The sequence below is a fragment of the Flavivirga sp. 57AJ16 genome (assembly GCF_028736925.1).
GTDB lineage: Bacteria > Bacteroidota > Bacteroidia > Flavobacteriales > Flavobacteriaceae > Flavivirga.
This window is the reverse complement of the sequence record NZ_JAQZAT010000008.1, coordinates 34,153-46,482: the sequence shown is the minus strand read 5'-3', so window position 1 is coordinate 46,482 and position 12,330 is coordinate 34,153. Positions and strand designations below refer to the sequence as shown.

The window sequence follows — 12,330 nt, the reverse complement described above, 5'->3', positions numbered from 1 at the left end:
TTATAATTTATGTTGTATAAATGGATAATCTTCTTGTTCGTAAACGACATCGTACATCACGTTCTTATCTGGAAATGGTGATTCTTCAGCAAATTTTTCACATTCTGAAACCAAATCCTTTACACGCTTATCAATCACCTTTATGGCATCTTCATCAGCATATTTTTTTTCTAGAATAATATCTTTTACTTGAGTAATAGGATCTATTTTCTTGTATTCCTTTACTTCTTCTTTAGTTCTATAATGCTGTGCATCACTCATAGAATGCCCTCTATATCGGTATGTTTTCAACTCTAAAAATGTAGGCCCTTCACCTCGTCGTGCACGCTGTATAGCTTCATCAAACGCTTCAGCTGCTTTAATAGGATTCATGCCGTCCACTGGCCCGCATGGCATTTCATAACCTTTACCTAGTTTCCATATTTCGTCATGATTGGCAGTACGTTCTACCGATGTTCCCATAGCATAACCATTGTTTTCACAAACAAACACTACTGGAAGCTTCCAAAGCATTGCCAAATTAAAAGTCTCATGAAGTGATCCCTGTCTGGCCGCACCATCTCCAAAACAACATAATGTTACAGCATCACTACCATGATATTTATCACCAAAAGCGATACCGGCTCCTAAAGGGATCTGCCCCCCCACAATACCATGACCTCCATAAAAACGATGTTCTTTAGAAAATATATGCATAGAACCTCCAAGTCCTTGTGAGGTCCCTGTAGCCTTACCATACAATTCTGCCATAACACGTCTGGGGTCAACCCCCATACCTATGGGCTGTACATGATTTCTATAAGCAGTAATCATTTTATCTTTAGTCAAATCCATAGCATGTAGAGCACCTGCTAAAACTGCTTCCTGACCATTATATAAATGAAGAAATCCTCTTACTTTTTGTTGTATATAAACAGCTGCCAGTTTATCTTCAAACTTTCTCCAAAACAGCATATCCTCATACCATTTTAGGTATGTCTCTTTAGTGATTTTTTGCATCGACTAATATTACATTTTAATTAAGCAACTACAAAAGTAATACATTGCTAGTTATTGCAAAAACGTAAATTCATTAAAGTAAAAAAAAATATCAAAAAAATAATTTACTGGCCCTTATTACTCATTCTGTTTAATCAATTTAATAGATATTTTCATATATTCGAGTGAATATACTTATAAATGAACTTTAGACAAGTTTTCACCCTACGCCATTAGTATCTATAATAGCAGGAAAACTATACTGAAAGTATAGATTCACTCATCTAAAATAGATTAACAGCTTTAAATCAACTAAAAAATAAAAAACCTATTTGTGTTTTGCCAGATATAGTTTTGACGTCTTACTAAAATCTTTGCCAGAATCCAATGAGGTCTCCTACCATTTTTTAGCGAAACAAAATTACTGGATCTAGCTATCAAACAAAAAAAACCTGACGCTCTACTTTTTAAAGGTGCAGAATTTAGCAAGGTCATTTCAAACTGTATTAGCAATAACAACTTGATATGGATTTGTTAATGAACAATATGCCCGATAGGATTTATTTTAAAGATAAAGCATCCAGATTTATTCGTTGCAATATGGCCATAGCTGAAATTTTCGGAGTTAGTTCTCCTGAGGAATTATATGGAAAGACTAATTTTGATTTCCATGATCCTGTTCATGCAAAAGCAGCTTTTGAAGATGAACAGAACATTATGAGAAGTTCAATACCAATTATAAATAAACTGGAAAGCTTCTTAAAGTGATGCATTATCCTTCTTAAAAAAACATATGGAGCAGGCAAGCCTGTTGATTTGGTATTAGTTGACTACCAGATGCCCGGTATGGACGGTGAAGAATTTGCAAAACGAATTAAAGGTGCAAAATAAATGAGTGATTTAAAATTGATTTTGTTGTCCTCAATAACTGATGCCAGACCAATACAGAAAATGAATGAGATTGGTTTTGAAGAAGGGCTCAACAAACCGATCAAAATGAATCAACTGTTGAATGTCGTCTTAAAAGTTTTGGGAATGCAGCAAGAAAAATTAGTGCTACAAGAGCACATAGAAGACAAATACCAGTACATGGAGCATAAAAACAAGAGGTTTCTTATCGTAGAGGACAATCCAATCAACATAAAGGTATCTTAAATAGTACTAAGTGAACTGTCGCCATATGTTGAATTGGCTGAAAATGGCATGGAAGCTGTTGAATTGTTTAAAACAAATGTGTTTGATGTTATATTAATGGATATCCGTATGCCCAAGATGGATGGCATAGAGGCCACTATAAAGATTAGGGAATTGGAAAAGGCTTCAAAAACGGAAAAGCCTGTAAAAATTATTGCAACAACAGCTAATACCTTTCAGGAAGATGTTGAAAATTGTATAAAAAATGGTATGGCCGCTTTTCTTGAAAAACCATTTAAAAGAAAAAATTTGGTAAATATTTTAAGAAGAATACTATAAAAAGCAACTATTCTGTTTAATTAACGTGAGTTCGATTTAAAACAAGGGAATTTTTAACAATAAATTTACTAATAAAGCGATTTGTCGCCTTGAGCGCAGTCATTAAAACTAGCTATTTAAATGGGTTTCGACTGCGCTCAACCTGACAACCAAGACTAAATTATTGATAGTCAGATCAATAATATTATGCTTACATCGAACTCACGTTAATTAGATTTATATAATACCATTTTCACTTTAAAGTGAAAATGGTATAAAACGAGCACTAGTATAAAATTATAAATCTCACTGGATTCCACGCATTCCAGCATCATAGTCATAGATATCCATCCATAGAACCTAAAGAAGGTAGTGGAATACAAAAAATTAGGCTAAAGCACCGATCTATCAAAAACTAGAGGCAATAAGTTTACAAGTGAGTTGGATTTAGCAACTTTTCCCGTTGCTCCCATAAAATAAATGGCTATAGGGGCATCCTGTTTTATTTCATATTCTGCAATGGCTTGTCTACAAGCGCCACAAGGTGGAATAGGTTTGTTTGTTGTATTGTTTTTTGAGCCTGCCGAAATAGCCATCTGAAGTATTTTTCCTTTTGGATATTGTGAGCCTGCATAATAGATCGCCGTACGTTCTGCACATAACCCTGACGGATATGATGCATTTTCTTGATTATTACCTGTAATGATTTCGCCATTATCCATCAATAATGCTGCTCCAACATTAAAACTAGAATAGGGGGCATAGGCATTTTCACGTGCTTCAAAAGCTTTTTGCATAAGCGAAACGACTTCCCTGGGAAGTTCATCTAAGCTTTCGTATATATATAAAGTAGTTTCTATTTTTATTTTCTTCATATTTTAAATTTACGAAATAATACAAAGAACTCATTTAAAGTTTTTTGATTGAAGCGGAAAATAGTGATTTCCTGCCTAAAGGCGGCAGGCAGGTATTCCTACATAAAGGCTTTTTTGCACTGCATAGCATCACTACGGAGCAATAAAAAGGTAAAATGTGGGGATAAAAGGACCGTTTGCAGCCAATTATTAAAAGTTTAAGCCACTTCAATGAGTTCAAACAAAAAACTATTGCTCATTGAGCAATAGTTTTTTAATATATAAATTTGTATCGTCGCTAATTAATACTCGTTATAGGTATCTGCACCAATATTAAACGTTAATGAAAAACGTAGCGTATTTTCTAAAGGGCTTTGTACTTTTGATGCCGAAAACAAATACGATAAATCAATATTTACAACATTGGCTTTAAACCCAGCTCCTAATGCCAAAAACTTTCTGGCTCCTTTGTCCTCGCTTTCATTAAAGTAACCTGCCCTAAAGGCAAAAGAATCCTGATATACATATTCTGCTCCCAATGCCCAGGTAAACTCCTTTAACTCTTCACTAAAACCATCTGGAGCATCTCCAAATGATTGAAACATTCCCGTTAAAAAACTCACATCTGGATCTTTACCTTCAACAATAATAGTCGGCTCATCACTATCTTGATTTTCATCACCATCTGTATCGACGTAACCATAAACAGGTGGTGTTGGCACCAATAGTTTTCCTATTTCGGCAGTGACAGCAATTTTATTATAATCATCAAATATAAAATCGAAACCTGCTCCTAAACGCAAGTTTGTAGGTTGAAAATTCTCAACCCCTCCTTCGTCATATTTAAACTTTGGCCCTATGTTTTGAATTGCAAAACCTGCACGCCAACGCCCATTAAAATCAGCATAAGCCTCTTCTTCACTCTGATAATAACCAGAAATATCCACACCAAACGTATTTGCTGGCGTTGCATCTCCATCTACGCCATCTAATCTTAAATCTGACCTTAAATAACGCATCGCTACAGACATGGCAAACTGATCTGATAACCTTAACGCATAAGAAGCATCTATAGTAAGCTCATTAGGTCTTTGTATTAATGCTGTTGAAAATTCATCGGTTACAAACTCAATATCTCCCAAGGAAAAATATTTTAAACTTGCTGCAAATGCACTACGTTCATCTAAACGATTAAAATAAGTAATGTTTCCTAAAAAAATATCATTGACCAATTTGCTCAAGTAAGGTGTATAACTTACCCCAATGCCCGATTTAGTTTCTGAAAACACATATTTAGATGAATTCCATTGCTGTGAAAATGCATCAACAGCCGTTGCTACCCCCATGTCCCCCATAGCAGCAGCTCTAGCATCTGGAGCAATTAAAACAAATGGAACTCCTGTTGTTATAACTCTTCTATCTTGATTTGGAAAAACAATGGTCTCTTGAGCATTTAGCTTTAACACAAAAAGAAAAGCCAATACTATTAATATTCTATTATTCATGTATTAAGTTTAGTTAACAAATATAATTTTATTTTAAAAACCCATCTGTTTTTAATCTGATATTTATTCTTATCTTGATTACAATATAACGAGTTTTTCGATTTTTTCTACGCTTTTATTTAATAAGTTTGAGTGAACCGTAAGCTTATAAATATAAACCCCTTTACCTATTTTGTCCCCAAAATCATCTCTACCGTCCCAAACAATCTCTCTAGATAGCGAGCTTGTCGTTTTAACACCTCCTGTTGTTTGTCCATTAATCGTTCTTACCAATTTTCCTGAAACAGTGAATATCTGTATAGAAACGTCTAAAGGTTCCGAACTATTGTGGTTAAACCAAAATTCTGTGTAATTCACAAAAGGATTTGGATAATTAAGTACATTATTTATAACCAATCCCTGATCTTTATCGAATACAACAAACTGAATTTCAGAAGTTGACGAATTGTTATAGACATCCCAAGCTTTTAAAGTTAGAGTATGGAGCCCAGGCTCTAAATCCCTAAATGGAAAACTCACAACACCTTTCTGATAATTGTCTACTTCAGTTTGATAATAATCATTAAGAACGACAGGGTTCTTTTCATCTCCGTCTATTATAGCAACGATATCGTGCCCAATGCCACTTGCTGTATTAATCCCGTTGGCATCTTCCATTTTAGCCAACAGCGTAGGGGACTCATTCGTGATACCTCCCGACACAAAGTTCTCGTCATTCATATAAAGTGTAATAACAGGCCCTATATTATCCTCTGCAGCATTTTCGTTCACCCCTCCTATTTTAACTGTATTGATACTCGCCCCAGCCTGATCTTGGGATAACGCTTCATTTTTTGAATAAAAACTTACTTTTCCATACCCAACGGGAATGCCGATGTCTTTTGGCACTACAAAATCAAACTCAAATTGACCGTCTTTTACAGATGCCTGACCTCTAAATATAATTTCCCCAAGTGTTTCAAAGTCTAATCTTACTGTTTGTCCGTTTAGTTGTGTACCATCATTAGCAAGCGTTTGTCTGTTAATTGACTTATCATAAATAGTAGTCGAAAGTGTCCCATTATAATCAGTGATTAAATTTCCAGATACATCAACTACCTGACCTGCTAATTTTACATAACTTAATGCTTTTAATGTATCTGTGGCCTGAGCAATAGGCACATCATTAATAGCCGTTAATCTTATGTTTGGCTTAGGAAAAGCTAATTTCATAGCTGGATCTCCAATAAAGAACACTAAACGCCTCTGAGAATTCCCGGATATAACAGGATCATTTTTTGCCAATCTTAATGCTTCAGCTATAGAAGGGTATTCATGATCTTGATAAGTATCATTATTACTATAAGAGAATAAATATTGCCCTAAAGTATTATTAAAAGTAATACCGAAATTAACAAATACTTGTCTAGTAGTTGTAATCAAACCAATAGCCCCTGCTTGTTTATTCCAATAAGTAAACTCACCTGCTGTCTCTCTAAATGGGTTATCAAACTTAGTATACTCGCATGTTACGGTTACAAAACAATTTAATTTACAAAAATTACGAAATCCGTTAACATCTGGCTTTAAAAGAATACGTTCTTGCGCCAAACCGTCCTCTCCTCCATGACCAAAATAATTTACAACCAATGCACCATTATCAACAGCATTTACAATCTCGTTTGTTACTTCGGGATACCTGTCTCCTCCTGCCGATGTTTCCTGCTGAAAAGCATCGGAATGTATTTTTACGACATTCATAAAAGGTTTTTCTTGGGAAACTAAATTACCTACATTATCGGTTGTTTGTTGCAATATACCTTCCCAATCTTTGTCAACATCATCCGAAATAACCACAAAATTATTACGCCAAGCACCAAACGCTTCCTTTGCATAATATGATTCTATTTTATCGACCATTTCCTTGGCCCTTTGTGGCGTATCCACTAAAATCCTACCTACTGCAATATCTAACTTATCACTTGTGGACATGGTGCCTTCATTAGCATCCATCATACCATAAAAATCATCAGAGACAAATGAACTGGTAAGATTAAAACTGTTATAAGAGTACCACGAAGGGACCATATTGGTATTGTTTGGAATTCTATCTTTATAATCAAAAGAACCATCCCCAAATAAACAGACATACTTTATTCTATTTTCTGGCACGCTCGCATTATCATAAACATACTTAATTAGGTTTCTAATAGCTCCAATATCCTGATTGCCCGAACTAAATTCGTTGTAAATTTCATCCAAACCCAGTACCTTAACATTTAAACCATATTGATCTCTGTTTATCTGTGCTAAACGCTCCGCTTCGTTAACCATATTATTTGGAGCAACTATGATGTAGTCCACATCCTGGAACACACCTTGGTTATTTTGAAAAATACTACCTTTTATATCCTGGTTGCTAATCGTTGTTTTTGAATCTATTTTCGGTTCAAAATAATCCAAAGGCGTGACTGTTACAAAGCTTTTTAAGCTCCCCAAATTAGATGTAAAGCTAAGGTTTGAAGCACCCTCCGTGTTTAAATAGTTAGAAACATTGTATATATCGGTTACATCCCATATTTCTGAAACTTGGGATGTATTAGTCATATTATACTGTCCTATTCCTGATGCGGAAGCCACTGCACTATTTTTAAATTGAAATTGTTTGTCCGAAAAATTCAGAGAACGCGTTGCCTCTATGGATATATAATCCAAATAAGCCTGTGTGCCTGGGTTGCCCTGGTTATTAAAATTAAGCCCTACTTGTACTTTTGGGCTGTTCACGCTAACGCTACCACTAAACGAAGCCTGACTCGCTAAATTGGGTGATGTTGACCCGCTCATGTTTAATGTAGAAACCGGCGTTCCGTTTACGGCCACCTCTATGATGCTCGATGTAGTTGATGCCGCAGCAGTAAACACCCTTAGGTTTATTGATTCTGATGTCACTAAATCTGGAAAATCAAATTCAAAGGTCTTATTGGTATCTACATCAAATGTATCGCCAAACCAACGCCTTCCTAAAAAAGCAATATTATGGGTATCCATTTCATGAAACCTATAATCTTCAAATGTATCAATAACTAAATCTACGGGCCCGCTGGGTTGTGCAAATTGTTGTATGCGTTTGCCCAGCCCCCCGCTCACATTTATACAATAATATGTTTTATCTGTATAACAATTTATATGCGTGTTGCTTTCTGCATGATACGCTTTTGGACCTTGGGCATAGAACAATATATAATCTTCATTGTTAAAAACACCATCCTCTTCTCCCACAAATCTTATAGCATTCTCTGGCATATCAAAAGGGTAAGCTATGGCATTAGAATAAGGGATCATGCGTCCTCCATGTCCATATAACTTTATATTTCTAGGATCTACATTGTTTACATTTACTCCTAAACGCTGCAAAAAGCTTTTTGATAATTTAAAAACCCCAGTAGTATCAACATAAAAACGGTACCATTCTCCCGAGTTTAATACCGAATTACTAATGACTTTAGACGTTTTAAAACCTTTACGCAATGAAGATGTACTATTAGCAGCTAAGCTATTTTTATAATCTAGCTGGAACGAAATAACTTTTTTATAACCTCCCCTAGAATCCTTAACAATGGGCGAGAGTTCCAAAACCGCATATTGTTTATCTCTTGCATTAGAGTTTTTTAAACTAAATTTTAATACTTCCGGAATCTTATTTAGGGCTAAGTCTTTTAAATTGGCTTTAGAAATAGAAGCATAAACAACATGGCTAACAGTTACAGAAGATTCGTTTACTAATTGATCTACCTCCCATTGGTCTACAAACAGCACCCCTTCTTCAAAACCGTAGCTGAAATTTTCATTATTAAAAGAAGGTATTTTAATGGTATAGCTTCCTCCGGAAATTGTTTTGGAGTCCTCCCAGGTAATGGTGTATTTTTTTTGTTGCCCAAATACAGCTATTGTACAAGAAATAAGCAATAAAAATAAAATGTTCTTTTTCATTGTTAAAACAACGTAGTTAAAGTCTTGTTATTATTAAAAAAATCGACAATTTTAAAAACTGTATCAAAAATACAATAATAAATTAGTAAAACATGCGTTAATACATCACAAAACAACCGTGAAAAACAACAAAATCATCGTTGTAATGTCAAAAAAATAGGGTGAAATACACTTTTTTTTGGCTAAAATGTAAAAAAGAGCTTGTGTTATTAGGTTTAATTCTTATATTGCAGCACCAAAATATTATTTAGCTTACTTAAAAGTATGGATATGAAAAAAGTAGTAGCATTCAAGATCTTATTAGTTTTAGCTCTAACTATGGCTTCAACTAGTTGTAAGAAATCTTCGAGTTCAAAGAATAGTTCAAGAGCTACAGGCTGGCAGATTAACTCCAGGGAAGGTGGTTTTCAGTACAATACAGATTTCAGGGAACAGGAAACATCTCCTGGACTTGTATTTGTTGAGGGAGGCACTTTTACTAAAGGGCGTGTTCAAGATGATGTGATGCACGATTGGAACAATAGTCCAACTCAGCAACATGTACAATCTTTTTACATGGACGAAACAGAGGTTACCAACGCCATGTATATGGAGTATTTAGATTGGATTAAAAGAGTTTACCCACCATCTGAGGAAAATTTTAGAGCCATCTATAATGGCGCTTTACCAGACACATTGGTTTGGAGAAACCGATTAGGTTTCAACGAAGTCATGACAAACAATTATCTACGTCATCCAGGTTATGGAGAATATCCTGTTGTTGGTGTAAGTTGGATTCAAGCCGTTGAATTTGCAAATTGGAGATCAGATCGTGTTAATGAATACAACTTGGAAAAAGCAGGTTACTTAAAACGTGATGCAAAAATCACCGATGTTAATGCAGAATCAACATTTAATACAGACACCTATATTAATGCCCCTACCCTAACGTATGGTGGTAATGAAGAAATTATTAATGCCGAAGGAGGTCGTAATAAAAGATATGCTAGAGTAGATGCCGATGGTAATGAATCTAATATTTATGCCACTCGTGAAACTGGAATAATTTCACCAAAATATAGGCTTCCAACCGAAACTGAGTGGGAATATGCCGCCTTAGGATTAAGCGAAATTAGAAATTACAACCTATATCGTGGACGTAAAAAATATCCATGGGACGGACAATATACACGTTCTGACAAACGTAAAATTCGTGGTGATCAATTAGCCAATTTTAAGCAAGGAAAAGGCGATTATGGTGGTATTGCAGGTTGGTCTGATGATGGAGCAGATATTACAAATGCTGTTAAATCATACGACCCTAATGATTTTGGATTATATGATATGGCCGGTAATGTTGCCGAATGGGTTGCTGATGTTTACAGACCTATAATAGATGATGATTTTAACGACTTTAACTATTATCGTGGTAATGTTTACACCAAGAATGCTTTAAATCCTGATGGTACAGTAAAAGTTGTTACTGCAGATGATATTGTATACGATACTTTACCAAACGGAAAAGTGATCGCTAGAAATTTACCTGGTGAAATAAAACAAGTCCCGATTGACGAAAACGAGACATACTTGCGTACTAACTTTGATAGAAGTAATGAGGTAAACTTTAGAGATGGTGACAAACGCTCTTCCCGTTATTATGAAAGTTTTAATGACTATGAAGGTGAAGGTAAAGGTGATGAAAAACAAGATTCTGATACCAGAAAAATGTATAACTCCCCTAAACATAGAATCTCTAGAGATTCTTTAGGAAACATTATTAGAGAATATGATAAAGGTAATAACAGAACTTCTTTAATTAATGACGAAGTTAGGGTTTACAAAGGAGGATCTTGGAAAGATAGAGAGTATTGGCTAGATCCAGCTCAAAGACGTTACTTCCCACAAGATATGGCTACTGATTATATTGGGTTTAGATGTGCGATGTCCCGTGTAGGTTCAAAATCCAAAAACAAAAACAAAACAAAGAATTAATATCCTATTATTTATAATATTATTAAAAGTCCTAGCAAATGTTAGGACTTTTTTTATACATTTAATTTTGTAAACTTAAAAGAATTCTACCTGTTGAAAATAGAACAATTACACACGCTTTTTTTAGAATGTAATTCGGTATGTACCGACACAAGAAAGATTAAAAAAAACGATTTGTTTTTCGCTCTTAAAGGCGAAAATTTTAATGGAAATGCCTATGCAGAGCTCGCTTTAAAAAATGGCGCAAAATATGCCGTTGTTGATGAAGCCCCTTTTAATACATCCGATAAAACCATTTTGGTTAAAAATGTTCTGGAAACATTGCAAAAATTGGCTTCTCACCATAGAGTATATTTAAGCATTCCTATAATAGCGTTAACGGGTAGTAATGGCAAAACAACCACTAAGGAATTAATTAATGCAACATTATCCCAAAAATATAAAACCACGGCTACTGTTGGGAATTTAAACAACCATATCGGCGTGCCATTAACATTGTTATCTATGACAAACAATACCCAAATTGGGATTGTAGAAATGGGTGCAAACCATCAAAAAGAAATTGAATTCCTTTGCGACATAGCCAAACCAGACTATGGTTATATAACTAATTTTGGAAAAGCACATTTAGAAGGTTTTGGAAGCATTGAAGGGGTTATTAAAGGGAAAAGTGAAATGTACGATTTCCTGATTAACCACGGCAAAACCATTTTTGTAAATGGCGATGATAGTATCCAAATTGAAAAAACAAAAAACGCAAATCGATTTGTATTTAGTAAAAAAAATCGTGATTTTGATATAAATATCGATTTCATTAATGCGCTCCCCTTTGTAAAATCCCAGTACAATAAACTAGAAATAGAAAGTCAGCTTCTTGGCGATTATAACTTTAATAACATCGCAGCTGCCATTGCTATTGGCCATTATTTTAAAGTTGAAAATAAAGATATAAAAAACGCTATCGAAAATTATACACCCAACAATAACCGTTCACAAATTATACAGAAAGATACTAACAAGATCATTTTAGACGCTTACAACGCAAACCCGACAAGTATGCGAGCTGCTTTATTAAATTTTGAAAAGCAACTAAGTACAAAAAAGATAGCCTTTATTGGGGATATGTTCGAACTGGGAAAAGACACAAATAAAGAGCACCAAAATATTACCGATCTAGCAGCATCCTTAAATATAGATCAGGTTATTCTCATTGGTGAAAACTTTTTTAAAACACAAACAAAACCAAACACAACAAAACAATTTAGGTCATTTGATGATTTTAAGGATTGGTTTGGCAGCTCTAAAATAGAGAACACTACCATACTTATTAAAGGTTCCAGGGGTATGGCTTTGGAAAGGATTTTGGAATGTCTTTAAATGAGTTTATATGAAGAAAAACATGGTTATATTTAAATACAAAACCATTAGTGTCCGACTAAAGACGTAAGACCGCTTCGCTATTTGAACCAAGAACAAAGACTTGATTGTTACTAACTGACAAACAAAGACACCTCTATTGTTTTACTTTCTGAAACCTAAATATTTCTTGTTTGTTTTTACTGGTATTTAAAGCAAGGTGTCTAATCTGTAATGCTTTTACT

At 34.6% G+C, this 12,330-nt stretch carries 9 protein-coding genes; 5 read left to right on the top strand and 4 right to left on the bottom strand.

The window, feature by feature from the left end; genetic code table 11:
* Positions 1 to 999 carry a pyruvate dehydrogenase (acetyl-transferring) E1 component subunit alpha gene (gene pdhA, locus PQO00_RS10125; RefSeq protein WP_274184737.1) on the bottom strand — a complete coding sequence of 333 codons (999 nt, stop codon included), beginning with the start codon at positions 997 to 999 and terminating at the stop codon, positions 1 to 3.
* A 504-nt stretch (positions 1,000 to 1,503) separates the two neighbouring features.
* Between pdhA and PQO00_RS10120 the strand changes: the two genes are divergently transcribed.
* From PQO00_RS10120 to PQO00_RS10110, 3 genes are all read left to right on the top strand, one after another.
* Positions 1,504 to 1,746 carry a PAS domain-containing protein gene (locus PQO00_RS10120; RefSeq protein ID WP_274184736.1) on the top strand — a complete coding sequence of 81 codons (243 nt, stop codon included), beginning with the start codon at positions 1,504 to 1,506 and terminating at the stop codon, positions 1,744 to 1,746.
* A 123-nt stretch (positions 1,747 to 1,869) separates the two neighbouring features.
* On the top strand, positions 1,870 to 2,133 hold the full coding sequence (locus PQO00_RS10115; protein WP_274184735.1) for a hypothetical protein: 264 nt from the start codon (positions 1,870 to 1,872) through the stop codon (positions 2,131 to 2,133).
* 33 nt (positions 2,134 to 2,166) lie between these two features.
* The gene (locus PQO00_RS10110; protein ID WP_274184734.1) at positions 2,167 to 2,451 is read left to right on the top strand and encodes a response regulator; all 285 of its coding nucleotides are present in this window, start codon (positions 2,167 to 2,169) and stop codon (positions 2,449 to 2,451) included.
* A gap of 371 nt (positions 2,452 to 2,822) precedes the next feature.
* On the opposite strand, the gene cdd is transcribed toward PQO00_RS10110, so the two are convergent.
* The 3 genes from cdd to porU form a co-directional block, all read right to left on the bottom strand.
* A complete protein-coding gene (gene cdd, locus PQO00_RS10105; RefSeq protein ID WP_274184733.1) occupies positions 2,823 to 3,305 on the bottom strand; it encodes a cytidine deaminase in 483 nt (160 codons plus the stop codon).
* A 281-nt stretch (positions 3,306 to 3,586) separates the two neighbouring features.
* Positions 3,587 to 4,789 carry a type IX secretion system outer membrane channel protein PorV gene (gene porV, locus PQO00_RS10100; RefSeq protein WP_274184732.1) on the bottom strand — a complete coding sequence of 401 codons (1,203 nt, stop codon included), beginning with the start codon at positions 4,787 to 4,789 and terminating at the stop codon, positions 3,587 to 3,589.
* 78 nt (positions 4,790 to 4,867) lie between these two features.
* Complete coding sequence (gene porU / locus PQO00_RS10095; RefSeq protein WP_274184731.1) at positions 4,868 to 8,758, bottom strand: type IX secretion system sortase PorU; 3,891 nt, start codon at positions 8,756 to 8,758, stop codon at positions 4,868 to 4,870.
* A 264-nt stretch (positions 8,759 to 9,022) separates the two neighbouring features.
* On the opposite strand from porU, the gene gldJ reads away from it, so the two are divergent.
* The gene (gene gldJ, locus PQO00_RS10090) at positions 9,023 to 10,729 is read left to right on the top strand and encodes a gliding motility lipoprotein GldJ (protein WP_274184730.1); all 1,707 of its coding nucleotides are present in this window, start codon (positions 9,023 to 9,025) and stop codon (positions 10,727 to 10,729) included.
* 93 nt (positions 10,730 to 10,822) lie between these two features.
* Positions 10,823 to 12,106, top strand: coding sequence for a UDP-N-acetylmuramoyl-tripeptide--D-alanyl-D-alanine ligase (gene murF, locus PQO00_RS10085; protein WP_274184729.1), 1,284 nt, complete (start codon positions 10,823 to 10,825; stop codon positions 12,104 to 12,106).
* Positions 12,107 to 12,330 lie beyond the last annotated feature (224 nt).

Excerpts from the sequence above, each read along its gene's own strand:
- cdd (WP_274184733.1), bottom strand. The coding sequence starts at position 3,305 with ATGAAGAAAATAAAAATAGAAACTACTTTATATATATACGAAAGCTTA.
- pdhA (WP_274184737.1), bottom strand. The coding sequence starts at position 999 with ATGCAAAAAATCACTAAAGAGACATACCTAAAATGGTATGAGGATATG.
- porU (WP_274184731.1), bottom strand. The coding sequence starts at position 8,758 with ATGAAAAAGAACATTTTATTTTTATTGCTTATTTCTTGTACAATAGCT.
- porV (WP_274184732.1), bottom strand. The coding sequence starts at position 4,789 with ATGAATAATAGAATATTAATAGTATTGGCTTTTCTTTTTGTGTTAAAG.
- PQO00_RS10115 (WP_274184735.1), top strand. The coding sequence starts at position 1,870 with ATGAGTGATTTAAAATTGATTTTGTTGTCCTCAATAACTGATGCCAGA.
- gldJ (WP_274184730.1), top strand. The coding sequence starts at position 9,023 with ATGGATATGAAAAAAGTAGTAGCATTCAAGATCTTATTAGTTTTAGCT.
- PQO00_RS10120 (WP_274184736.1), top strand. The coding sequence starts at position 1,504 with ATGGATTTGTTAATGAACAATATGCCCGATAGGATTTATTTTAAAGAT.